Genomic DNA, 24,608 nt, shown 5'->3' with positions numbered 1-24,608 from the left:
CCGTCTGAAATTCAGACGGCCTGAAGTTTATATTTCTATTTCAATGCTTTGACTTGATGTCGATAACCCACACTTCTGATTGCGAACCCAAACGAAGGGGAATGCCCCAGAAGCCGTAGCCCGAAGTGGTGAAGAAATGGCCGTTGCCGATCGCCTCATAACCGTAAGCAAGACGATAAAGCGTACGGACGATAAGGTTGGCAGGTGCAACTTGGCCATTGTGGACATGGCCGGAGACCTGCACATCAATCGGCAGCCGGGCATGTGCTTCGATTGAAGTAGGACGATGGTCCATCAATAAAATCGGTAATTGGGTATTTTGACCTTCTAAAAGCTGCTCCGCACTAGGACGCTTGCGATCCAAATTATCGCTCCGCCCTACCAGCAACACACCATTCACTTCCAAAACCTGATTGGCCAAAACCGTCAAACCTGCCGCTTCCAATTCATGTTTGATGCGCTTCTGATCGCGGAACCAATCATGATTGCCCAAAGTGACATAAACGCCCATCGGCGCAGTCAGCTTCTGCAAATGTGGTTTCATGTTTTCTTTAAGGTAGGCATCGACAGTATCGTCCATTAAATCCCCCGGCAGCAACACCATATCGACTTGTTCCTGCTTCATGATGTCCGTCAGTTTGTCTAATTGACGCGCGCCGAACAAAATTCCCAAGTGCAAATCGCTGGCCACACCGATACGCAGCGGCTTATCCATTTTCTTATTGATGAATACAGTCTGATGGCGAACAACAGGCATATAGGCGTTATACATCCCAAAACCGAGCAAACCGGCCACAAACAAAGGCGCAAACAGCCGCAGGCTTCGTGACAGTGGTTGGCGCGCCATAAAACGGCGCAGCAAAAGATACAGGATAAATGTCGCCAGCGCGGCATACATCACAAACAGCAAGATCACCATCCAAAACGCCACCACGCGGAACATCATATGCCCCAACTCCAGCAGCAAGCCGATCAACAAGCCGTTTGTAATGAAATAGGAAATACCCATCAGCCAACGTCTGCCGACTTTGCCAATCCAAGGCGCAAACAGCCATTGCAGCGAACGCCCAAGCCCGAATGTAAACACTTGCAACAGAATGACACTCACAAAAAACATCTTGCCAAACATGCCTTTCCGCCCTAAAAAATCAAAAGGCAGATTTTAGGCCGTCTGAAACTTTCAGTGTATAATCCCCCACGTAAAAACCCATAATATTTTGAAAGGAATCATCATGAGCCACCCTCAATCAGCTATTATTCCTGATCACGCACAAGCCGGTATTTTTATCGAAGCAGACATTTCAGACGGCCGAAACGAAGACATCAAATCTGCCTGCTGCCTTTCTTTGGAATCCTTGGCCAAACTGAAAACCCGTTTTCCAAATGATATTTTGGGTTTGACCATTGCCTTCGGCAGCCGCGCATGGCAATCGTTCGGCCATACTGACGAAGGCAGTGAAATCAAACCTTTCCCAGAATTGGGCAACGGCCTCGCCCCTTCCACCCAACACGACCTCTATATCCACATTCAAGCCACCGAGCAAAAAGCCGCCTATGCCTTAGCTCAATCTGTTTTCAGCGCATTCGGCGACAGCATCCGCGTATCCACTGAAGAACACGGCCTGCGCCTGTATGAAGACCGCGGCTTTGACGGTTTTGTCGATGGTACGGAAAATCCGCAGGGCGATGACAATGTGCGCAATGTCGCCATTATTCCCGAAGGCAAGCCCGATGCCGGCGGCAGCTATGTTTTGCTGCAAAAATACCTGCACGATTTGAAAAAATGGGATGCCGTTCCTACTGCCGAACAAGAAGCCAGCGTGGGCCGCAGCAAAGAAACCAATGATGAATTCAGCGAAGATGTACGCCTGCCCGACTCCCATCTCGGCCGCGTCAATGTCAAAGAAAACGGCGTTGGCTTGAAAATCGTCCGCCGTAGCTTGCCATTCGGCAAAATCAGCGGCGAACACGGTTTGATGTTCACTTCCTATTGCAACACGTTGCACAATATTGAAGTTCAGCTGCTCAATATGTTCGGCGATACAGACGGCAAAACCGACTTACTGCTGAAATATTTGTCTAAAGCCGTATCAGGTGCTTACTACTACGCGCCTTCTGTCGAGCGTTTGCAAAATCTTTAACGGCTCTCAGGCCGTCTGAAAAAACCTGCCTTTTCAAAGGCAGGTTTTTGTTATTTAAATTCCCTTAATAATTTTATGGTATTATCATAGAAATTTATCCCATTGTTGCTTAATAAACCCTGATTGCAGACAAGGATAAAAACCGATACGCCCCAAGCAGCTATTTTCGATAAAATAAACCCAATTATTATCCCTATAAAATTACGACACCATGTATAAATCCCGCCTTCTTCCCCTGCCCGTATTGATTCTTTCTGCTCTGAACGCCTATGCGGCCAATACGCCGAATCCGCTCGATCAAATCGATAAAAACGTACCCAACCAATTCGACAAAGACTTCCGCGACAATCTCGACCAGATTCATTCGGTCGAAATCCAAAAACGCGAGCAGTCGGCATGGGATTTACAAAAAAAACAAGATAATGACGCGGTTAAACAAGAGAGGCCGTCTGAAAACAATACCGAATGCTTGGATTACACGGGTATTGAGCTTTCCGGTATTACCCTTATCAATTCCAAAAAGATTGAAGCCAAGCTCCCCAAATGCATCAATCAAAACAGCATCAACCAACTTAACCAAGACATCGTTGCCGAGTATATCGCTCATGGCTATCCGCATACGCAAATCAAATTTGAAACCACGCCTGAACGTATCCTGAAATTGGCCATCATCGAAGGCAAAATCCGTGAAATTACCGGCGGCTCCCATACGGTCAACGTCGACACCCTCTTCCCCAATCATCAAGGCAAACCGCTGAACATCCAATACCTCGACCAAGGTATCGAACAGGCAAACCATGTTGTCGGCAACAACGTCAGCATCGATGTGTATCCGCATGATGACGGCACCGCCTCCATCCAACTCAACAACGATGCCGAAAAACATTGGGGCGGCAGCATTACCATCGACAATAAAGGCAGTAAACCCAATACCACGACACTGCGCGGCAGCCTGAATATCGGCAGCCCGTTGGGATTGAGCGACTCCCTTTATTTAAACGGCTATACCAATCTAAACAACCACGACAGCCATTACAGTCGCGGCGGCAGTATGTTCTACCAAGTTCCTTATGGCGCATGGACATTCAGCACTTACGCCGCCGCGTCGCAATCGCAAAGCATCTTAACGCCCAGCGTAACGCGCTATGCCTACCGCTCCAAATCCAAAGCGGCAGGAATCAAAGCAGACCGCGTATTCTCACGCAGTCAAAAACACATTACCTCCACCTATGCCGGCATCGATTACGTAAAACAGACTGCAAAATTTGCCGACAGCAAACTGGAATTACAAAGCCCGGAAATCTATTCGGCACAAGTCGGCCTGTCGCATACAGCCATCCTGCCAAACGGCATTTGGCTCAACAATATCGGCGTGGAACAAGGATTTGCTAAAAATACCGAGCATACGCCGTTCGACAAGCGCTATACCTCTGTATCCTTGCAAAGCAATTTGATTCAAAACCGCCCATTGGGCAAATGGATCGTGCGCAACCATCACCAAATCGATGCCCAATATAGCCCGCATGATTTGTTTGCCACTAAAGAAATGGACATCGTCGGCTATCAAAATGTACGCGGTTTCCGTTCGACTTCTTTGAGCGCAAACAGCGCAGTCCTGTTAAGCAATACCGTTTATTTCCGCCGCAATACGCCCCACGGCATCTATATCGAGCCTTATCTGGGCGCAGACATCGGCGTTGCCAAAAACAATAACGAAGGTTCGCAACGCGCCATGGGTGTGGTTGCAGGTTTGAATTTGGGCAAGGCGGACAAATGGCAGCTTTCTGCCGACTATGGCAAAGGTTTTGCACGCATGCCCAACCAATCAAACAGCGAAATACAGGATCATGTGACCGTTTCTTTACGCATTCCATTTTAAAGTTATGTAAATATATATCCTTTTATCCAATATATAAACCGCCCATCTTAACATTATTAATTTTCTATTAATATCAATAAGATGGGCGGTTTTTATTTGCATTTGAAATAGTACACACAAGGCCATACTGGTGGTATGATTGTAAAAAATTTCATAACAATGTTAGTACATTCAAAAATTTCCTCAACAGAAATCCGATACCCGATATGGGATTTCTGATTCAATCTCCATCACGATAAATAAGGATTAAAATCCATGAAAATCGACACTTTATATCAGCCTAAGCTCTCAGCTTCCGGCAAAGTAACTGTCGCCGTGTGCTTTGCATTCCTGGGAAATGCAGCGGTAGCGGCCAATATCGAAGCCATCGGCCAAACTTCGGTACAGCAGCAGCACAATGTTGACATCGTCAACATTGCCGCACCGACGGCCCAAGGTCTTTCTCACAACCAATATAACAAGTACAACGTTTCCCAACACGGCGCCGTTTTGAATAACGCCCTGTCTGCCGGTAAATCCCAACTGGCAGGAAACCTGTCTGCCAATAAAAACTTCCAAGGTCAGGCCGCATCTGTGATCTTGAATGAAGTGGTCAGCAAAAATCCTTCCCTGATCTTGGGTCAGCAAGAGATCTTCGGTATTGCCGCAGACTATGTTTTGGCAAACCCTAACGGCATTACCCACAACGGCGGCAGCATCCTGAATGCCAACCGCGCATCCTTGGTTGTCGGTACGCCAACCGTTTCAGACGGCGCGTTGAAATCTTTCAATATCAGTGACAATGGCAAACAACTGCAAGTAAACGGCAATTTGAGCGGCAACCGCGTAGTTGACCTGCTCGCGCCGCAAGTTGTTGTCGGCAAATCAGCCAACGTTAATGCCGCCGATGCCATCAACGTTTCTTCAGGCAAAAGCAACTTCGACTACAAAACCGCACAAATCGAAGCATTGGACGCTGCTTCAAATGCGCCGGTACTTGACGGCCATATCTTCGGCAGTATGCGCGCCGGCACCATCCGCATCCACGCGACCGACAAACGCGCCAAACAAAACATTCAAAATGCGGCCATTACCGGTACCCGCTACCTGAATATCGACAGCAAAGGCAACCTGAGCATCCAGTCTGCCAATCTGACCGCCGCACAAATGGAACTGTTTGCCCGTGATACCGACATCAAAGGCACGGTTACCAGCCATTCCGCCAATAAATCTTCCAGCGGCAAAGAGGCGAAAAATGTTCAGCACTTCCGTTCAGAGCGCAACAAAACGGAAACCTTTACCGCCAGCAATATCAATGCATCCGAATCATTGACTTTGAACAATAGCGGCAGCCTCAACCTGAGCGCGGCCAACATCAATGCCGGCGCGCTGACTGCATCTGCCACGGGCAACATCAATTCTAACGCGGTAAAAACAACCAACCGTATAGAATCCGACCACACTCAAAGCAAAGGCCTTTGGTACAACAACAACCTAAGCTCTTCTGCTGACGAAAGCCTGCATCAAACTAAAATCAATGCCGGTTCTGTCAATATTGCCACCACAGGCAAAGTTCAATTGGATGCGACCGAACTGAACTCGGCTGCTGATGCTCGCATTGCCGCCCAACAAGGAATCGTATTGAGCAGCAACAGCGAAACCGACAGCAGCTCGACTTATGTCAGCTTCAAAAATGAAACTGCTGCCCTGAAAACCGGCATCGCTACAAAATCTTCAAAAAACTCTACCGCCCATCAAACTAAAATCTCCGCAGCCGGTGATATCGGTTTGATTTCCGAAGGTGATTTGAGCACTTACGGCGCAAGCATTGCGGCAAACGGCAATATCGTTACCGATGTCAACAAGATCAACTTGGGCACTCAAACCACCATCAATACCAACAGCCTCGACGACCAGAAAAAATACTGGGGCGGCCTGTTCGGCGGTGAAAGCCAAGTTCAAAACAGCCGTACCGAAAACCTGCACGGCAGCAGCATTACTGCCAACTCAAACGTAGTCTTGGGTGCAAAAAACGGTGTCAACGTTTACGGCAGTACTGTTGAAGGCCAAGCCGGTACATTCGTCAGCTCCAAAGCAGGCAATGTTGATATTAAAAACGCCACCAGCACCGATACTTCCGCACAAAGCGCGCGTAAAGGTACGATTTTCAATATCACGACATCTAAAACCAGCAGCAACAGCAGCATTGAAAAAGTAACCGGTTCTACCCTGGTTTCCAATGCCGACCTGACCGTTGTTTCCAACAAAGACATCAATGTGATCGGCTCTGCATTGTTCGCGGCACAAAAACTGCAACTTTCTTCCGCAGGCGATTTGACCATTGATGCAGCCAAAGCAGTAGAAAACAAACAGGTCAACGAGTATTCCATCAAAGGCTACTCTGGCACCGAAACCAATAAAGAAAACGGCAGTGTGACTGCCAAAGCCGGTATCAAATTCACCGATACCCACACCGACACCCATTCTGTCGGCCTGAACGGCAGCATTTTGACCGGTAAAAACACCCAGTTGTCATCCAACTCAAACATTACCGTCAGCGGCAGCCAAGTCAACGGCGAAGAATCCGTCAACATTTCCGCAGCCAATGACGTCAATGTTGTTGCCTCCAAAGGCAGCAACACTGTGACCGAATCCGGCCGCGTAACCGATTTGGGCGTATCTGCTACTGCATACGAAAAAAATAACGTTGCAGGCGTCGGCGTATCTGTCGGCATTACCAGCACCAAAACAGATGCAACTACCGTAACGAATACATCTCATGTATCCAACATCAACACCGGTGGCAACACCACCATCACTGCAAACGGCAATATTAATCAAGAAGGTACAGTGATTAATGCGACCGGCAATGTGGTTGAATCTGCCAAAAACGTTACCCATGCAGCGGCACACAGCGGTGCGAAATCCGATGTGAAACAAAATGGCGGCGGTTTGGTCGTTTCTGCCGGCATCAGCACCAACAAAGGCATCGGCGGTGAAATCACTGCACAAGGTCAAGGCAATTCTTCAACCCACAATGAATCCACTGCAACCGTAACCACCATCAACGCAGGCAATGCCATCGTTTTGGCAAATGACAAAGTGTCTGATGAAGGTACAAAATACGATGCTACCGGTGCGATCAACATTGATGCAGGTTCATACCACAACACTGCTGCCCACAACACCAGCAACAGCAGCAGCAAACAAGGCGGTGCTTCTTTGACTGTCGGCGCATACACCAAAGACGGTTCAAACGTTGATGTGAATGCCAACCTGAACGTCAACTACGCTGATGAAAACAAAAAAGAATCTACCGCCGTCAAAGGCGATATGAATGCGACCAATGTTGTCATCAACGCCAAAGACTCTGCTGAAATCGCATCCAACATTACTGCCAACAACAACGTCAACATTACCGCAGGCAACGGCGTAACCTTCACCGAGTCAGCCAATACTGCCTCCAACCAAGGTACAGCCGTTAATGTCGGTATCGGCGCTGGTGCGACAATCAATGTTGAAACCGGTGTTGCCGTTCCTCACGTCAACGGCTCTGTCGGCGTCAACAAAACCGATAACGCTTCTTCTACCGCCACAGGCGCGAATGTAGCGGCCGGCAATGACATTAAAATCAATGCCAACAACGGCGACGTCAACCTGCACGGTACCAACTTGGTATCCAACAACTCCGTTGAAGTAGAAGGCAATAAAGTCAATACTTCCGGCGCGATCAGCAGCGTTAACGAAAAAAATCTGACCGTCAATGTCAACGGCAGCTATGCTTCAGGCAAACCAAACGGCAGCATCAACGCCAAAGGTAAAAACGAAGCTACCGTAACCAATACGGCAAACACCATCCAAAGCGACAATGTTGTTATTACTACCGGCTCTCCAACCGGTTTGAGCGTCAACAATACGACCATCAACGGTAATAATGTTGCATACTACTATGACGACAGTAAAGCTCCTGCGGCGAACCGTTATACCTACCGTCCTCGCCAACCAAGCTACGCCAGACGCCGTTTGCGCTACTAAGATGCACTATTGAAGTCATTTAATAGCCATTAAGACATGCCGTCTGAAAACAGAAAGTTTTCAGACGGCATTTTTATCATCAGTGCAAAACAACACACTATCTCTGTTATGATAATGCCTCGCTAATATTATTCCGTTCCAACCATGTCTTCCGCCCTTCCTTTTGACGCGCTCACACTTTCCATCGACGGCACCAACCTCATCGAAGCTTCTGCCGGTACGGGTAAAACCTACGGCATTGCCGCGCTCTTTACCCGACTGATTGTCTTAGAAAAAAAAGACATCGAGAAAATTTTGGTCGTTACCTTTACCAAAGCGGCGACGGCAGAACTGAAAACCCGTTTACGCGCGCGTTTGGACGAAGTGTTGCAGGTTTTAAACGAAATCCAAGCTTTGGGCGGCAAGCCGGAACATATTTCAGACGGCCTGAACAAATATTATGAAAAAGAGAAAAAATCCCCCGATGACTTTCTCAATCGCTTGATTCCTTTGGCTTTAGGCGAGCAAGACGGACAGGAAAGCTGCCATCACCTGATTCTCCGCCTCAAAGCCGCCCTGAGCCAGTTTGACAACGCCTCGATTTACACCATCCACGGCTTCTGTCAGCGCATCTTGCGCGATTATGCGTTTTTGTGCGGTGTGCCTTTGGATGTCGAGCTGTCGGACGACTCGCGCGAGAGGCTGCTGATTCCAGCGCAGGACTTTTGGCGGCAGAAAGTGGCAACCGATGCCACATTGGCACAATTGGTTTTTGACCGGAAATACACGCCCGAAGAAATGCTTGCCGAAATCAAAAGCTATACCGGCCGCCCCTATCTGAAATTCAGACGTCCTAAAGGCGATTTGAAAGAAGCCCAAGCCAACCTTCAAGAAACATGGCAAAAAGTTTGCGGCCAACTGGAAGACTTGGAAAAAGCATTTTGGGCAATTTTTCCCAAACTTAACGGCCAAACCTACAAAAGAAAAACCTTTGAAAATGTTTTTACCGATTTAAAAACAAACGCCGAATCCAACCGTCTGCCCCACCTGAGCAAGCAAATGCTGGAAAAATTAAGCCTCTTCAGTATCGACACGCTCAACAGCAAACTGAAAAAAGAATATAAAGCCGATGCCGATGCGCCGGAAATTATTCAGCTGCAAGCCTTGGCTAATCTCGGTCGTGATTTGCAGGCAATGGAAAGCGCTGAAGAAGCGGTCTTCATCCGCCTGCAACTCGACCTCCTTTCCTACATCAACCGATCCATTGCCGAACAAAAAAAATCACGCCGCGAGCGTGTGTTTGACGATTTGCTGCTGGATGTCCATCAGGCATTGACCACCAATGAACACGGCAACGCGTTGGCAAAAGCGGCGGCGGCAAACTGGGAAATCGCGCTGATTGACGAATTCCAAGATACCGACCCACTGCAATACGAAATTTTCCGCCAAATTTTTATCGAACAAGGCTGCCCGCTGTTTCTCGTTGGCGACCCCAAACAGGCGATTTACAGCTTTCGCGGTGCGGACATTTACGCCTATCTGCAAGCCGCGCAAGATGCGGACAGGCATTACACCCTCGCCGTCAACTACCGCAGCCATGCCAAGCTGATCAACGGCATTAGCGCCTTGTTCAAACAAAAAAAACACCCCTTCGTGTTGGAAAACATCGATTACAGCGATGTCTCCGCCAGCCGCGCCAAAAGCCGGCTGTCGCTACACCGCCCCGCCATCCAAGTGCGCTGGCTCAATACGGACGATCAAACCGGCAAAGAGATTTTACGTGGCCGCGCCGCCGAATATTGCGCCGATGAAATTGCCTTTGCGCTCAATGAAGCGGCCGAAGGCCGTCTGAATTTCAAAGGCCGCGCGCTGGAGTCCGGCGATATTGCCGTCTTGGTGCGCACCAATAACGAAGCGGCGATGATTGCCGGTGAACTGAAACAGCGCCGTATCCAAAGCGTATTGCTGTCGCGCCAGTCCGTTTTCGATTCCGCTGAGGCTGACTCGCTGTCCGCACTGATCGGCTTTTGGCTCAACCCAAGGCAAACCGGCTGGCTGCGCTTTGTCTTGACCGGCGTTTTGTTCGGCTATACCGCCAAAGAGATTTACGAACTCAACCACAACGAACACCAGCTGCTGAAATGGCTGGAGTCGTCTGCCGAGGCCATGGAAAAATGGCGGAAAGGCGGCATTTTTGCCGCTGTGCAGCAGTTTGCCGCCCTACATGATATCGAAACACGCCTGCTCAAAGGCGGCAACGAACGCAGCCTGACCAACTACTACCAAATTCTGGAGCTTTTAGCCGAAGAAGACAGCCAAAGCCGCAACCCTGCCGCCCTGCATAAATGGCTGAACGAACAAATCAGCCGTGCGCGCAGCGGCCATTTCCCGTCAGATGCGCAAACCATCCGTCTTGAAAGCGACGAAAAATTGGTCAAAATCGTTACCATGCACGCGTCGAAAGGTTTGCAATATCCTTTGGTTTACTGCCCCTTCGCATGGGATACCAAAGACAATTCCAAAGAAAACTGGAAAATCCTACATACTGACAACCACGAAACCGAGCTGCTGGCAACATCGCAAACCTCAGAAGCAGAACTAAGCCACCTTGCCGATGAAAAGACGGCAGAAGATTTGCGTCTGCTTTATGTCGCCCTTACCCGCGCCGAAGAACAGCTCAATATCTACGCCGCCGCCAACAAAAACTGTACGCCAAACAATCCTTTTGCCTATCTGCTCGAAGGTTTGCCAGATGCAGGCCGCGAAAGCGTCAGCCAAAGCTATAAAAGCGCGACAGATGTTGTAGAAATGCTCAAAACCAACTGGCAACGCTTTATCAAAAACGCGCCCAAAAATACGGAGTTTGCATTTACGGAAGAAGCCCCGCCGGAAACCGTCTATAAATACAGCCGCCAGCAAGACCAAGCTTTTAGCGCACATAGCATTAAACGCCGCGATTTTGACTTTATCCGCCACACCAGCTTTACCGGTTTGAGTCGGCACACCAAGTCAAGCGACGAACAACACGAGCCTTTGCAACCTGCCATCGATCCGGCAGAAAGCGCAGACCGTGCCATGCCGTCTGAAAACCTGCCATCCCCACTTTCAGACGGCCTCGATATCCACCATTTTCCCCGCGGTACCAATGCCGGCGTATGTTTGCATGAAATGTTGGAAAAACTCGACTTCTCCGCCTCTGCCGAGAGCCAATCCGAAATGATTGCCGAAGTTCTGCAACGCCACAGCTTTGAAGACAAATGGCTGCCGACGGTAAGCGCCATGCTTGACACCTGCCGCCTGACGCCTTTAATCGGCAAGAGCCTGTCGCAGATTCCGCCAACCCGACGCCTGCCCGAAATGGGGTTCACCCTGTACATGGACGATTTCAAACTGGACGACTTGCACCGTTGGTTTGCCTCAAGCGAAGCAAACCTGCCGCCCGAATGCGTCCAAGCCGCGCAACTGCTTGATTTCCATGATTTGCAAGGCTATTTAAACGGCTTTATCGATATGGTTTGCCAAGATTCAGACGGCAATGTCGTTTTAATCGACTACAAATCCAACCATTTGGGCAACGATGCAAGCGCCTACACGCAACAGGCGATGAACGAAGTCGTGGCGCATCATCACTACTACCTACAAGCCCTGATCTACGCCGTTGCCATTGCGCGCTACTATGCCCTGCGCGGCAAGCCCTTGCCCAAAATCGCCATCCGCTACCTCTTCCTGCGCGGCATGGACGGCTCGGATCAAGGCATCTGGAAATGGGACATCGATACCGCCCTGCTTTCCACTTTTGTTGAACGAATAACAAAATCTTGATAAATCATTTTGTTAAATCGTCAAAAAGGCCGTCTGAAACGTTTTCAGACGGCCTTTGATTATTTGTGCAAACCGCATTCCTTACTGTCTTTGCTTTCCCACCACCATCGTCCGGCGCGGATATTTTCGCCCAGCTTGACCGGACGCGTGCAGGGTTCGCACCCAATGCTGGGATAACCTTGATGATACAGCGCATTGAGCGGAACTTGGTGCTCGTGCGCATATGCCCAAACATCTTGCTCTTCCCAATCAAAAATAGGATTGAATTTGGCGATGTTGCGGCCAGTATCCAGCTCTTCAAAATTTAATTCGCTGCGCGTTTCGGACTGGCTGCGGCGTTGTCCGGTCAGCCATACAGGCGCGTTGTGCAAAGCGCGGTTGAGCGGTTCGATTTTGCGGATATAGCAGCAACGACGGCGCAACTCGACGCTATCGTACATGGCGGTCGTACCGAATTCCGCTTCAAATTCATCGGCGGTTTGCTGGTTGGGATAAAACACTTCCAATTCGGTTTGATAACGCGCATTGGTTTCGGCAATCAACGCGGCGGTTTCGGGATTAAGTTTGCCCGTATTGAGCGTGATGATGCGGATGGGCAGTTTCAGACGGCATACGGCATCGGTAATGACCATATCTTCAACCGCAAGGCTGGATGCGAACACGGCTTGCGGATAGCGAGCGGCAATGTCTTGCAAACGGTGCTCCAAAACGGCCGTCAACTCAGGCAGGCGGCGGCGTTCGTCATCGCTGATTTCGGGGATTTTCCAGAATTGTGGACGGAATAAAGACATAGCTGGTTGTTCCTAATAATTTTCAGACGGCCTGTTGAAACGGCTGCCGATATGGTTATGGAACGATATTGTCCTGCGCCCTATCTTCAAACGGAAAGAATGCTTTTCTATTTCTTTATAACCAAAGCGTCTGCTGCTGGTTTTTCGGCAGCAAATGACTCACGCCGATACCGATCAGGCGGAAGGCGTCTTCGCGTTGCGGCGGTATGCGCTGCAGCAAAGTATGCGCCGCCAGAAGCAGAGAGGCGCTGTCGGAAAGGACGGAAGAATACGTCAGCGAACGCGTGATAATGCGGAAATCGTGGGTTTTGAGCTTGAGGGTAACGCCTTTGGCTTCGACGTTTTTGCGTTCAATCTGCCGCCAGAGGTCTTCGGCAAGGTGCGGCAAATGGCTTGAAGCCTGCGCCAAAGACAAATCTTCGGGCAAAGTGATTTCGGTTGAGATTTGCAGGCGTTCGCGTTCGGCTTTGACCGGCCGCTCGTCGATACCGCGTGCCAAATCGTAAAGGCGGTAGCCGTAGCGGCCAAAATGGTTTAAAAGTTCGCCGCGCTCAAAACGGCGTAAATCGCCGGCGGTCTGCATACCGAGGGCATTCATCTTTTTCAGTGTAACTTTGCCGACACCGGGAATCTTACCCAACGGCAAGCCCTCCAAAAACGCCATGATTTTGGGTGGCGGCAGCACAAACTGCCCGTTCGGCTTGCGCCAGTCGGAAGCGATTTTTGCCAAAAACTTATTGGGCGCAATGCCTGCGGAGGCTGTCAAACCGGTTTCTTCAAAAATTTCGGCACGAATGCGTTTGGCTACCTCGCTGGCATACGGGATATTTTCAAAATTTCGGGTAACATCTAAATAGGCTTCGTCCAAAGACAAAGGCTCGATCAAATCGGTATAACGCCGAAACACGGCATGAATCTGCGCCGACACTTGGCGATACAAATCGAAATGCGGCGGCACAAACACCGCCTGCGGACACAGCCTTTTCGCCGTTGCCACCGACATGGCCGAGTGCAAACCGAATTTGCGCGCTTCATAAGAAGCGGCACAAATGACCGACCGCGTTCCGTCCCACGCCACAACGACGGGCAGCCCTTTCAGGTGTGGCTGCTCGCGCAGTTCTACCGAAGCGTAGAATGCGTCCATATCGATATGGATGATTTTGCGTTGGGACATGGGAAAAGGTGGATAAGAAAAAGGCTTATTGTAACAAAAGGCCGTCTGAAGTTTCAGACGGCCTCTATGTTTAAGCCTTATTTTTTACTGGAAAGCTGGTCAAACAATCCGCCGTCGGCAAAGAATTTTTTCATGATTTCTTCCCACGGGCCAAATTTCTCATTCGGATTAAACGTCTCAATCTCAGGGAAATCGGCTTTGTGTTTCGCCAATACTTCGGCATTGCGCGGACGCAGATAAAGATTGGCGGCCAACTCTTGAGCCGGTTCGCTCCAGAGGTTTTGCAGATAGGCTTCGGCAGCGGAGCGTGTGCCTTTTTTGTCGACTACGCTGTCCACGACGGCAACCGGTGCTTCGGAAAGAATGGTGTAGCTCGGATAAACGATTTCAAACTGGTCTTGGGTCAGCTTTTTGCTGACGTAGTTGGCCTCATTTTCAAAGGTAACCAAGACATCGCCGATATTGCGTTGACTGAAGGTCGTCGTTGCCGCGCGACCGCCGTTTTCAAATACAGGCGTGTTTTTCAGCAATGCGGCCACAAAATCTTTGGTTTTGCCTTCATCGCCGTTATTCACTTTCAAACCATAACCATACGCACCCAAAAAGGCGTAGCGGCCGTTGCCGGTGGTTTTCGGGTTCGCCAAAACGATTTGCACGCCGTCTTTGGCCAAATCGCCCCAGTCTTGGATGTGTTTTGGATTGCCTTTGCGCACCAAGAAAACGACGTTGCTGGTATAAGGCACGGCATTGTCCGGCAGGCGCGTGTTCCAATCGGCTTTGACCAAACCTTTTTTCACCAAAAGCTCGATATCGGAAGTCTGGTTCATGGTCACCACATCGGCAGCCAAACCATTGGCGACAGCCAAAGCCTGCTTGCTGGAGCCGCCGTGCGACTGTTGGACTTCAACCGACTGTCCGCCGTTTTTTGCGGCAAACTCTTTGACAAACAAAGGATTGTATTCTTTATAAAAATCGCGGGCGACATCGTAGGAAACATTCAGCAATTTGACTTCGCCCCCCTTACCTCCGGCAGCTTGAGAAGCATTGTCGGCGGATTGTTCGGCTTTTGGCGAGCACGCGCTCAAAGCCAGCGCGGCAGTCAATGCGGCAAAAGAAAGCGTACGGATATTCATGGTCGGCTCCTGTTAAAAATATGGGAGCACTTTATCGGGATTGGATGCAAACTGGAAATAATGTTTGCTTTCGCGTTTATCAGTTTTGGTTATATACAATCCGGGCGGAAGTCGGGAAAAAATGCCCACTCAGATAAACATCACAATAAATTGTATATAAATTAATTAGATAAAGATTAAAGCAACTATTTACACAGGATAAACATACGTTGCAAACAGCATTACCCAATACGTCAGGCCGTCTGAAACCCAATATAAATAATTATTTATAATTAAAAAAATATAATCCTTATTATTTACAAAAAATGCAAATAAGAGTAATGTTTCTACTCGCCAAAATACAAGGCCTTTCATTCAACAACAAAATGGAGTGTAGAAACTATGAAACAATGGATGCTTTTAGGATTGCTGGGATTGGGCGCAGTGGCGCAGGCGCACGATGTTTGGGTGGCCGCACCGACACATCAGCCTGCCGGCCAAATCCTGCATGCGGATTTGGGTTACAGCCATGACTTCCCCAATGTCGAAAAAATCGCCGACGACCGCGTACATATTTTCAAACCGCTGCAATTGACCGGCAGCTCAAAGAAAACCGTTGATTTGGTAAATAAAGGCGAAAACTATCAATACGTTTCTAGAGCCGCTTTGCCTGAAGGTTCCTACTGGATCAGCGCAACCTACAAACCTACTTTCTGGTCGAAAAACAAAGATGGCTGGAAACAGCAAACCTTAAAACAACTGGCCGGTGCCACCTATTGCGAACAGGCACAAATGTTCGGCAAAAGCTTTGTCCACGTGGGCAACGGCGCAGTTGATGAAGCTGTATTGACCCGCCCTATCGGCCAAGAGCTGGAACTGGTTCCGCTGCAAAATCCGAACGAAGTCAAAGCCGGCGGCATTTTGCCGGTCAAAGTCCTGTACAAAGGCGAGCCTTTGGTTAAAACCACCGTTACCGCCAGCTCGGACACTTTGGCCGAAATGGACTTGGAATCGACCCATGACCACCGCGAGCCTCAAGGCTTCTCCGGCAAAACCGATAAAAACGGCGTGGTCAATGTGATTACGCTGATTGACGGCTTGTGGAAAATCAAAGTGGTGAACGAGACCGATTACAGCGATAAAAGCGTATGCCAACAAGACAAAGCTTACGCAACGCTGATTGTGCCTGTCGGTACCAAACGCGCGACTGCACGCCATGCCCACCATCATCAACATTAACAGCCATTAAAAAAGGCCGTCTGAACTTTCAGACGGCCTTAATTTATTCCCATTCATAACCCAAATTTCTAAAAAAACGGGAGTATGTTTCCAATTTATCCTCATTCAATTGGGCAAACCGGACACGGTTACGGCCGGTCAAGACTACATTACCCATCCAGTGCGCCCCAAAGACGCGCTCTAAAGGGACATTCCTCATTTGATTGATCAACGGTACTTCTGAAGAAAATTGCGTCGCAATATTCGGAGGCGCGAATTTCAGACCCAAGTCCTGCAATCTATAACGGTGTTGCGCCGTCAAAAACATATCTTCGTGGTGCAGCCGTATCAGCCATTCCATATCGGCAATTTTTTCGTCTTTCGGCGGCAAAGGCGGTCGGATTTCTACATTTAAGCCCAGTTGTCGCGGCATGGCTAAAAGCCGTCTGCTGCGCAGGCTGAAACCGCCGTTCTGCGGCTCGTCCAAATTCGTAGAAGTCTGAATCAGATGTTGTTTGGCCAAATATTGGTCGGTTCCCTTCAGGAAAAACTGCCCGTCTGCTTCGGTTTCCAACAAAATTGGCAAAGGTGCGCCGATATAGTCATATTCCCGATAGGCATCCTGCCAGTTTTGACCGTTCAACACCCATCCGTCATTTTGAACAATCAAACAATAATCAGTATCGATGTAATACATCAGTTGGTACAAAACAAACAGATTGTATTCCAGATAACCGAATGGCCGGCAAGGCTGATGTCGAATATTTTCCGGCAAACCTTGCGGACAACTCGGGCTGATCAGCAATCCACGGCTGCCGGGCAATTCGGCACAGCTGCGGATAATGGCATACATCGTGCCCTCGGTATAAGAATCTGCACCGGTAATACCCACCACGGTAATGTCAGCAAAACTCATTATATGTTTCTCCTGTTTCAGACGGCCTTTACGTTATTTACGACGCCTTATTGCAGATATCTTTCAAGCGATACAAGGCATCCAAGGCTTCGCGCGGCGTGAGGTTGTCTGGCTGGATCTGCGCCAAAGCTTCAGCCAATTCATTGGTCTGCAAATTATCGACAGGCTCAACTTCTTGTGTTTTCCCTTCCTCATCTGCCCTATTTTCAGACGGCATTGCGCTGAAAATGTCCAACTGCGGACGGTTGGCGGCGGCTTGGTTTTCCAAATCGTTTAAATGCTTTTGAGCCGATTTCAAAGCGCGGTTGGGCAGGCCTGCGAGTTTGGCAACGGCGATACCGTAGCTTTTGCTGGCGGGGCCGGGTTCGATGTGGTGGAGGAAAACGATGTCCTGTCCTTGCTCAAGCGCGGAGAGGTGCATATTGACTGCCGTTGCGTGGGCTTCGGGCAGTTTGGTCAGCTCGAAATAGTGGGTGGCGAAGAGGCTGAAGGATTTGTTTTTTTGCAGCAGGTGTTCGGCGATGGCTTGTGCAAGGGCGAGGCCGTCAAAAGTCGAAGTGCCGCGTCCGACTTCGTCCATAAGGACGAGGGATTGCTCGGTGGCGTGGTGGAGGATGTAGGCGGTTTCGCTCATTTCGACCATGAAGGTGGAGCGGTTGGAAGCTAAGTCGTCCGATGCGCCGATGCGGGTGAAGATTTGGTCGATGGGGCCGATTTGGGCTGAATCGGCAGGCACGAAGCTGCCGGTGTGCGCCATGAGAACGATGTGGGCAACTTGGCGCATGTAAGTGGATTTGCCGCCCATGTTGGGGCCGGTCAGGAGCATGAGGCGGTGTTTGTGGTCGAGGCGGGTATGGTTGGCGGTAAAGTGACGCACTTGTTGCTCGACGACGGGATGGCGGCCGTTTTCGATATGGATGACGGGGTAGTCGGCGAACGCGGGGCAGACGAAGCCGCGTTCGGCGGCGATGGCGGCAAAGGTGGAGAGTACGTCGAGGGCGGCGGCGGCTTTGGCTGCTTTTTGAAGCTGCGGCAAGGCCGTCTGAACTTCTTTCAGCAGGGCTTCAAACAGGCGTTTTTCCAGTGCCAATGCCTGCTCTTGCGCGGTCAGGACTTTGTCTTCAAAGGTTTTGAGTTCAGGAGTGATGAAGCGTTCGGCGTTTTTCAGGGTCTGGCGGCGTTGGTAGTCGGCGGGGGCTTGTTCGGCTTGAACTTTGGATAGCTCGATGTAGAAGCCGTGGACGCGGTTGAACTCGACTTTGAGGGTGGAAAGGCCGGTACGTTCGCGTTCGCGCGCTTCGAGGTCGAGCAGGAATTCGTCGCCGTGGTTTTGGATGTGGCGCAACTCGTCAAGTTCCGCCGAATAGCCTTGGTTGATGACGCCGCCGTCTTTGAGCCAGACGGCGGGTTCGGGCATCACGGCGGCTTTGAGGATTTCGGCGACGGGCAGGGTTTCGGGGAAAACAGCTTTGAGGGTTTCCAAAAGGCTGCTACCCTCGGCGGACAATTCGATTTCGGACAAGGCAAACAGGCCGTCGCGTAAGGCAGCGAGGTCGCGCGGACGGGCGTTGCCGACGGCGATGCGGGCGGCGATGCGTTCGATGTCCGCAATGTTTTTCAGACGGCCTTGCAAAGTTTCGTATTGCGAACCCAACGCGGCAACGGCTTCTTGGCGAGCGCGGATGTGGGCGCGGCTGCGCAGGGGGTGGTGTAGCCAGAGTGCCAAGAGGCGGCTGCCCATGTGGGTGGCGCAGCCGTCGAGTATGGAAAACAGGGTCGGCGATTTCTTACCGGAGAGGGTTTGCGTGATTTCGAGATTGCGGCGCGTGGCGGCGTCCATGCCGATATATTGGCTGTCGGTTTCGAGCGAAATGCCGTCGAGGTGTTGCGGCATCAGGTTTTGCGTCAGGCGGATGTAGTTCAACAGCGCGCCCGCCGCGCCAACGGCGGCTTCGTATTCCTTGCCGTCCAAACCGAAGCCGTGCAGGTCTTGGCAACCGAAGTATTCGGTCAACAACTTCGCGCCCGCGTCGGCGGCAAACTGCCATGAGTTCAGGCGCGTGATGTTGGCAGAGGTCATCTGAAAACCATCAGGCAGACTTTTACCTTCAGGCAACAGGATTTCCGCCGCCTGCAAACGCGCCAGCTCGTCGGCGAGTTTGTCCGCCGTCGTCAGCTTGGTTTTGAATTCGCCGCTTTGCAAAGAAGCCCACGCAATAGCAACGTGTTTTTTATCCGTGTTCACCGCCACAATGCGGTTGGTTTCCTTGTCTTCCAAAAACGCCGCGTCGGTCAACGTGCCGGGAGTCACAATACGCACGACTTTGCGCTCTACCGGCCCTTTACTTACGCCGACTTCGCCCACCTGCTCGCATACCGCCACACTTTTGCCCATCTTCACCAGTCGCGCCAGATACTGCTCCGCCGCGTGAAACGGCACGCCCGCCATCTTAATCGGCACGCCGTCCATCTGCCCGCGTGTGGTCAGGGTGATGTCCAACAGCTTCGCTGCTTCCACCGCGTCATCCAAAAATAGCTCGTAAAAATCGCCCATGCGGTAAAACACCAGCTTGTCGGCGTGCTGCGATTTGATGGCGAGATACTGCTGCATCATCGGGGAAACGGTGGGTTTGGACATGGAAAAGCCTTAGAAACGCAAAAGCGTTATTGTAACAAAAGGCCGTCTGAAAACCTAAAATAAGGTTTCAGACGGCCTTTTATGTATGCCGAATAAGATTAGTCATAAACGAAAATAATATCTAAGTCTTTCTTCGGCAGGAAATTTTCTTTGACTGCTTGGAAGCGGTTCGGCCCTACTTTGCGCAAGGATTTGTCCCAACAAAGCGAAATCACTGTATTGGGCTCGCGGTCTATGGTTAAGGTGAATTTACCGATGGGTTTTGCCCAGTTGGCGCCCGTAGTCAGAACATAGCCTAAATGGTGATAGACCTTTGAACCTTCTTCCACAGTTTTAAAGTTTTTAAGAAAGTTTTCATCCATACAGTACTCATCTATGAATGCTTTGCTGTCTTTGGCTTTGAGCGAAGGTAGGAAGCTGCCACCAATCAACGGGGTGTATTGGTGTTTGATTTCGGTTACAGCGTTGGCTTTAAAGGTTTGCTTCCAGATGTAAATAATCTGCGACGACCAAGACGTCCAGCCCACTATGTTTGATTCGCTGGCTGGAAGCAAGGATTTGATTTTAGGCGAGCTGCAAGTACGAATTTTCTTATTGAGCTTTTCGGCATCTTTGTTTTGTGTCCACGGGTGCATCAACTCCTGATCGCTCAAACCACATTTTTTCAAGTCGGAGGTCACATCTACCAACGAGCCGTTACTCCGTTCAAAATAGGCACGTACGTGGGTTTGCGGGCGGACAAATTTGCCGTCGACGTAAATGCGGAAGCTGTCCACCAAGCCCTTGGTATCGGCAAAGTCGGAAACTGTGACCGCAGGAACGATGGGCAAAGGAAAAAGAACCGTCTCGGTAATGTCTTGCGCTGTAGTATTTTTAAACTTGTAATGTACGCGGATTTGCTTTTCGCTGATGTGCAAATCTTCGCTCTGCATATCGATATGCGGATTTTTCAGATATTTGATGCCGCTTGTACTGACCGTACCCATACTGTCATTGGCATGAGCGGCCCCAGCCAGCAGAAAAAGCAAGATTAAAGCTTTTTGTTTCATGATTTAACCCCTTTGAAACAGGCCGTCTGAAAAACAGGTTTCAGACGGCCTTTAACAGCAGCTTGGTTTTAAACCAAAGCCACTTCCAAATTATCAATCAGGCGTGTGGTACCCAAACGGGCGGCGGCAAGCACCACCAATTCTTTATCGCCAACATGAGCCACTGCCAAACTGTGCGCATGGCGGATTTCAACGTAATCAACCACCCAGCCGGCATCGCTCAAACGGCGGATACATTCGGCCTCAAGTTGGGCATAATCCAGATTGCCGTTTTTCAGGGCGGCAGCAATGTTTTGCAACTCTTGATAGAGGCGGGGCGCTTCTGCACGCTCTGCTTCGCTCAAATATTGGTTGCGGCTGGAAAGTGCCAGGCCGTCTGAAGCGCGGCCGGTGTCGACCGGGACGATTTCGATATTGAAATTCAAGTCTTCGACAAAGCCTTTGATAATCGCCAGCTGCTGATAGTCTTTTTTGCCAAAACAGGCGGTATCGGGTTGAACAATATTGAACAACTTGGTCACAACGGTCGCAACGCCGCGGAAATGGCCCGGACGGAATTTGCCGCACAATTCGTTTTGCAGGTGCGGAGGCTCGACATTGAAACGCTGTTCCACATTCGGATACAGCTCTTTTTCATCAGGCGCAAATACGACGGCAACTCCCTCGCCTGCCAATTTGTCGGCATCTTGTTGCAAAGTGCGCGGATATTTGTCGAAATCTTCGCCTTGTCCGAATTGCAGGCGGTTGACAAAAATGCTGACCACAACGTTATCGGCACGTTTTTTCGCTTCGCGCACCAGCGCAAGATGGCCTTCGTGCAGATTGCCCATGGTCGGCACAAATGCCACTTTTCCGGCAGTTTTGCGCCACTCGCGCAATTCTTTAATCGTATGAATAATTTGCATGGTTTGAAAAATCCTTTATCTTTTCCGCCGTTTCATCAACGGAAATCACGCGCCGATTATACGCTTTTATTCATCAAAAAGGCCGTCTGAAATAAGTTTCAGACGGCCTGGTTTTTATTTTATCCGGCAAACGTATGTTCGACAGATGGGAACGTTTTTGCTTTGACTTCGTCCACATAGGCTTTGACCGCAGCTTGAACGCTGTCTTTGCCCTGCATAAAGTTTTTCACGAATTTTGCGGTTTTACCGGGGAAAATGCCGAGCATATCGTGCATCACCAAAACCTGACCGTCGCAATCCACGCCTGCGCCAATACCGATGGTTGGGCAAGAAACTGTCTCGGTCACTTTTTTCGCCAACTCTGCAGGGACGCATTCCATCAATACGATTGCTGCACCTGCCGCATCATGCGCTTTGGCGTCATTGAGCAACGCTTCCGCCTTGTCGCCTCGGCCTTGAACTTTATAGCCGCCGAATGCAAACACGGATTGCGGAGTCAGGCCGATGTGGGCGCAAACAGGGATACCGCGCATTTGCAGAAATTCAGTGGTCTCCGCCATCCAGACACCGCCTTCGAGCTTGACCATATGTGCGCCGGCCGCCATCAACTCTGCCGCTGCCGCAAATGCCTGCTCTTTGCTCTGCTGATACGCGCCAAACGGCAAATCGCTGACAATCATGGCATTTTTAGTACCGCGAGCCACGCATTCAGTGTGGTAGCACATATCCTGCAAGCTCACCGGCAAAGTGGACTGACGACCTTGCACCGCCATACCCAAAGAATCGCCGACCAGCAATACATCTACGCCGGCATTGTCCATCAGCGCGGCAAAGCTGGATTCATAAGCGGTCAGCATGGCGATTTTTTCGCCCTCTGCTTTCATTTTTTGCAAAGTGTTTACGGTAATCATGGTGTTGTGTGTTCTGCCCGGTGGGCGGCCCTTTGTTGTAATGGAAACGCGGTATTATAAGGTCTGCTTTTAAAATATCAAAGCATAAGCAAAAAGCCCGACTGCTTTCACAATCGGGCTTTTAATTGGTGCCGGCACCAAGAGTCGAACTCGGGACCCCCTGATTACAAGTCAGGTGCTCTACCAACTGAGCTATACCGGCTTACTGAAATGCCTTGCGGCACCATCAGTCTTTAACTGGTGCCGGCACCAAGAGTCGAACTCGGGACCCCCTGATTACAAGTCAGGTGCTCTACCAACTGAGCTATACCGGCAAGGAAGTCGGCATTATGCCGATAAGTTCCCATTTTGGCAAGTATTTTAAAACAAAGTTACTCAAGAAATTATAAAAACCAATGATTTTAAAGAAAATTAAATACCTGCTTTATCTTTCCATCCAACACACTCAAAGGCCGTCTGAAAACCGCCCCAGCGCAAAACATCATGGTTTCTGTTAAAATAACACCTTTTACATCTTTCGTCTGCACCCATGCCACCCCGCCATCCTTACCGCCGCCTACGCCCAGCCAAATCCCATCTGCCCGAAGTCGGCATTTCCGAAGAAGGCAATATCCGTTCCCTGCACTTGGGCAGCGACACCATTCAAAGCTCTATGAATGTCGATCATCCGTCCGAGCTGGTGTTGTCGTACAGCCGTGCCATGATGGGTTGGCTGCTGTTTGCAGAAACCCCGCCCAAACACATCACCCAAATCGGCTTGGGCGGCGGCTCGTTTGCCCGTTGGATAGACAGCTACCTGCCCGATACCAAGCAAACCGCCATTGACATCAATCCGCAAGTCATCGCCGTGGCGCGCAGCCTATTTGAATTGCCGCACGAAGGCGAAAATTTTGAAATTATCGAGGCGGATGGTGCGGAATATATTAAAGTGTTCCGCCACAATACCGATGTGATTTTGGTAGATGGTTTTGACGGCGAACAGATTATCGACGCTTTGGTGGAAGAGCCCTTCTTCCAAGACTGCCGCAACGCCCTCTCTCCAGACGGCGTATTTGTCACCAACTGGTGGAGCGGCGACCAGCGTTACCAACGCTTTGTCGAACGCCTGCTCAACGTCTTTGACGGCCGCGTACTCGAGCTGCCTGCCGAAAGCCACGGCAACGTAGCCGTCATGGCGTTCCAAAGCAGCCCTAAAGAACAAAATATCGACAACTTAAAAAAACGCGCCGAAAAATTAAGCGAAAAATACGGCTTGGACTTCAAACGAATGCTTGCTGATTTGAAAGCCAACAATCAAAACAACGGCAAGACTTTTTATCTGTAAACCGCTTCAGGCCGTCTGAAAAAACAAACAAGGACACACTCATGCTCAAACCCGACATCATTCAAATCCCCGGCCCGGCCGGTTCGCTGGAAACCATCTACCTGCCAAGCACACAAGAATCCGCCCGCGGCGTTGCCGTCATCAACCACCCCAATCCCCTGCAAGGCGGCACCAACACCAACAAAGTCATCCAAACCGCCGCCAAAGCCCTCAGCCAACTCGGTTTCCATTGCTACCTGCCCAATTTGCGCGGCGTAGGCAATAGCGAAGGCGAACACGATTACGGCTGCGGCGAAACGCAAGACTGTATTGCCGTTATCGACTACGCCCGCGCACAACATCCAGACGCACCGCAATTCGCCCTGGCAGGTTTCTCATTCGGCGGCTACGTTTCCACCTTTGCCGCCCAAGAACGCACGCCTGATTTGCTGTTGCTGATGGGCGCAGCCGTCCATCACTACACCGACCGCCCGGAACCATCCGACGTTCCCGATGTCGCCAAAACATTGATGATTCATGGCGCGGAAGACGAAGTTGTCGAAATCAACAAAGCCCTGACATGGGCAGAACCACAAGGCCTGCCGGTTGTAACCATTGCCGGCTCATCCCACTTCTTCCACGGCAAACTCATCGTTTTACGCGATACAATCACACGGTTTGCACCGGCTTTATTAGGCTAAAATCCGGCTACAAAATAAAACAAGGCCGTCTGAAAGCTTTTTCAGACGGCCTTGT

16 protein-coding genes and 2 tRNA genes are annotated in these 24,608 nt (G+C 50.2%); 7 read left to right on the top strand and 11 right to left on the bottom strand.

Going from position 1 to position 24,608, the window contains the following annotated elements; genetic code table 11:
- Positions 1–40: 40 nt before the first annotated feature.
- Positions 41–1,129, bottom strand: a complete 1,089-nt coding sequence (locus O3682_RS02895; protein ID WP_371508306.1) for a metallophosphoesterase — start codon at positions 1,127–1,129, stop codon at positions 41–43.
- A gap of 103 nt (positions 1,130–1,232) precedes the next feature.
- Between O3682_RS02895 and O3682_RS02890 the strand changes: the two genes are divergently transcribed.
- The 4 genes from O3682_RS02890 (at position 1,233) to recB (ending at position 11,835) form a co-directional block, all read left to right on the top strand.
- Positions 1,233–2,141: a Dyp-type peroxidase gene (locus tag O3682_RS02890; RefSeq protein ID WP_314460642.1), complete on the top strand. Its 909-nt coding sequence runs from the start codon at positions 1,233–1,235 to the stop codon at positions 2,139–2,141.
- Positions 2,142–2,352: 211 nt separating this feature from the next.
- Positions 2,353–4,020, top strand: a complete 1,668-nt coding sequence (locus tag O3682_RS02885; protein ID WP_371508303.1) for a ShlB/FhaC/HecB family hemolysin secretion/activation protein — start codon at positions 2,353–2,355, stop codon at positions 4,018–4,020.
- A 255-nt stretch (positions 4,021–4,275) separates the two neighbouring features.
- Positions 4,276–8,034 carry a hemagglutinin repeat-containing protein gene (locus tag O3682_RS02880; RefSeq protein ID WP_371508301.1) on the top strand — a complete coding sequence of 1,253 codons (3,759 nt, stop codon included), beginning with the start codon at positions 4,276–4,278 and terminating at the stop codon, positions 8,032–8,034.
- Between the two features lie 144 nt (positions 8,035–8,178).
- The gene (recB, locus tag O3682_RS02875) at positions 8,179–11,835 is read left to right on the top strand and encodes an exodeoxyribonuclease V subunit beta (RefSeq protein WP_371508299.1); all 3,657 of its coding nucleotides are present in this window, start codon (positions 8,179–8,181) and stop codon (positions 11,833–11,835) included.
- 59 nt (positions 11,836–11,894) lie between these two features.
- Here recB and O3682_RS02870 read toward each other — a convergent pair whose 3' ends face one another.
- The 3 genes from O3682_RS02870 to O3682_RS02860 all read right to left on the bottom strand — a co-directional run bounded on the left by O3682_RS02870 (position 11,895) and on the right by O3682_RS02860 (position 14,927).
- A complete protein-coding gene (locus O3682_RS02870) occupies positions 11,895–12,626 on the bottom strand; it encodes a phosphoadenylyl-sulfate reductase (RefSeq protein WP_371508298.1) in 732 nt (243 codons plus the stop codon).
- 115 nt (positions 12,627–12,741) lie between these two features.
- Positions 12,742–13,800, bottom strand: coding sequence for a DNA polymerase IV (dinB, locus tag O3682_RS02865; RefSeq protein WP_371508296.1), 1,059 nt, complete (start codon positions 13,798–13,800; stop codon positions 12,742–12,744).
- Positions 13,801–13,877: 77 nt separating this feature from the next.
- A complete protein-coding gene (locus tag O3682_RS02860; protein WP_371508485.1) occupies positions 13,878–14,927 on the bottom strand; it encodes a sulfate ABC transporter substrate-binding protein in 1,050 nt (349 codons plus the stop codon).
- A 387-nt stretch (positions 14,928–15,314) separates the two neighbouring features.
- Between O3682_RS02860 and O3682_RS02855 the strand changes: the two genes are divergently transcribed.
- Positions 15,315–16,151, top strand: coding sequence for a DUF4198 domain-containing protein (locus tag O3682_RS02855; protein WP_371508294.1), 837 nt, complete (start codon positions 15,315–15,317; stop codon positions 16,149–16,151).
- 43 nt (positions 16,152–16,194) lie between these two features.
- Here O3682_RS02855 and O3682_RS02850 read toward each other — a convergent pair whose 3' ends face one another.
- The 7 genes from O3682_RS02850 to O3682_RS02820 form a co-directional block, all read right to left on the bottom strand.
- Positions 16,195–17,046, bottom strand: coding sequence for a DUF5672 family protein (locus O3682_RS02850; RefSeq protein ID WP_371508292.1), 852 nt, complete (start codon positions 17,044–17,046; stop codon positions 16,195–16,197).
- Between the two features lie 37 nt (positions 17,047–17,083).
- Positions 17,084–19,684 carry a DNA mismatch repair protein MutS gene (mutS, locus tag O3682_RS02845; RefSeq protein WP_371508290.1) on the bottom strand — a complete coding sequence of 867 codons (2,601 nt, stop codon included), beginning with the start codon at positions 19,682–19,684 and terminating at the stop codon, positions 17,084–17,086.
- 98 nt (positions 19,685–19,782) lie between these two features.
- Positions 19,783–20,733 carry a DUF4424 family protein gene (locus O3682_RS02840; protein WP_371508288.1) on the bottom strand — a complete coding sequence of 317 codons (951 nt, stop codon included), beginning with the start codon at positions 20,731–20,733 and terminating at the stop codon, positions 19,783–19,785.
- Between the two features lie 68 nt (positions 20,734–20,801).
- A complete protein-coding gene (gene panC / locus O3682_RS02835) occupies positions 20,802–21,638 on the bottom strand; it encodes a pantoate--beta-alanine ligase (protein ID WP_371508287.1) in 837 nt (278 codons plus the stop codon).
- A 119-nt stretch (positions 21,639–21,757) separates the two neighbouring features.
- A complete protein-coding gene (panB, locus tag O3682_RS02830) occupies positions 21,758–22,549 on the bottom strand; it encodes a 3-methyl-2-oxobutanoate hydroxymethyltransferase (protein WP_049333454.1) in 792 nt (263 codons plus the stop codon).
- Between the two features lie 126 nt (positions 22,550–22,675).
- Positions 22,676–22,751 (bottom strand) — tRNA-Thr (locus O3682_RS02825).
- A gap of 36 nt (positions 22,752–22,787) precedes the next feature.
- Positions 22,788–22,863: transfer RNA gene (locus O3682_RS02820), tRNA-Thr, on the bottom strand.
- Positions 22,864–23,078: 215 nt separating this feature from the next.
- On the opposite strand from O3682_RS02820, the gene O3682_RS02815 reads away from it, so the two are divergent.
- Together O3682_RS02815 and O3682_RS02810 are read left to right on the top strand one after the other, a co-directional pair.
- The gene (locus O3682_RS02815; RefSeq protein WP_371508285.1) at positions 23,079–23,873 is read left to right on the top strand and encodes a polyamine aminopropyltransferase; all 795 of its coding nucleotides are present in this window, start codon (positions 23,079–23,081) and stop codon (positions 23,871–23,873) included.
- A gap of 41 nt (positions 23,874–23,914) precedes the next feature.
- Positions 23,915–24,553, top strand: a complete 639-nt coding sequence (locus O3682_RS02810; RefSeq protein WP_371508284.1) for an alpha/beta hydrolase — start codon at positions 23,915–23,917, stop codon at positions 24,551–24,553.
- Positions 24,554–24,608: the final 55 nt, after the last annotated feature.

Origin of the sequence: Neisseria sp. 27098_8_112, assembly GCF_041433235.1 — a bacterium.
GTDB lineage: Bacteria > Pseudomonadota > Gammaproteobacteria > Burkholderiales > Neisseriaceae > Neisseria.
This window is presented reverse-complemented; position numbering and strand designations above follow the sequence as displayed.

Excerpts from the sequence above, each read along its gene's own strand:
- dinB (WP_371508296.1), bottom strand. The coding sequence starts at position 13,800 with ATGTCCCAACGCAAAATCATCCATATCGATATGGACGCATTCTACGCT.
- O3682_RS02810 (WP_371508284.1), top strand. The coding sequence starts at position 23,915 with ATGCTCAAACCCGACATCATTCAAATCCCCGGCCCGGCCGGTTCGCTG.
- O3682_RS02895 (WP_371508306.1), bottom strand. The coding sequence starts at position 1,129 with ATGTTTGGCAAGATGTTTTTTGTGAGTGTCATTCTGTTGCAAGTGTTT.
- O3682_RS02880 (WP_371508301.1), top strand. The coding sequence starts at position 4,276 with ATGAAAATCGACACTTTATATCAGCCTAAGCTCTCAGCTTCCGGCAAA.
- O3682_RS02870 (WP_371508298.1), bottom strand. The coding sequence starts at position 12,626 with ATGTCTTTATTCCGTCCACAATTCTGGAAAATCCCCGAAATCAGCGAT.
- panB (WP_049333454.1), bottom strand. The coding sequence starts at position 22,549 with ATGATTACCGTAAACACTTTGCAAAAAATGAAAGCAGAGGGCGAAAAA.
- O3682_RS02890 (WP_314460642.1), top strand. The coding sequence starts at position 1,233 with ATGAGCCACCCTCAATCAGCTATTATTCCTGATCACGCACAAGCCGGT.
- panC (WP_371508287.1), bottom strand. The coding sequence starts at position 21,638 with ATGCAAATTATTCATACGATTAAAGAATTGCGCGAGTGGCGCAAAACT.
- O3682_RS02850 (WP_371508292.1), bottom strand. The coding sequence starts at position 17,046 with ATGAGTTTTGCTGACATTACCGTGGTGGGTATTACCGGTGCAGATTCT.
- O3682_RS02840 (WP_371508288.1), bottom strand. The coding sequence starts at position 20,733 with ATGAAACAAAAAGCTTTAATCTTGCTTTTTCTGCTGGCTGGGGCCGCT.
- recB (WP_371508299.1), top strand. The coding sequence starts at position 8,179 with ATGTCTTCCGCCCTTCCTTTTGACGCGCTCACACTTTCCATCGACGGC.
- O3682_RS02815 (WP_371508285.1), top strand. The coding sequence starts at position 23,079 with ATGCCACCCCGCCATCCTTACCGCCGCCTACGCCCAGCCAAATCCCAT.
- mutS (WP_371508290.1), bottom strand. The coding sequence starts at position 19,684 with ATGTCCAAACCCACCGTTTCCCCGATGATGCAGCAGTATCTCGCCATC.
- O3682_RS02855 (WP_371508294.1), top strand. The coding sequence starts at position 15,315 with ATGAAACAATGGATGCTTTTAGGATTGCTGGGATTGGGCGCAGTGGCG.
- O3682_RS02885 (WP_371508303.1), top strand. The coding sequence starts at position 2,353 with ATGTATAAATCCCGCCTTCTTCCCCTGCCCGTATTGATTCTTTCTGCT.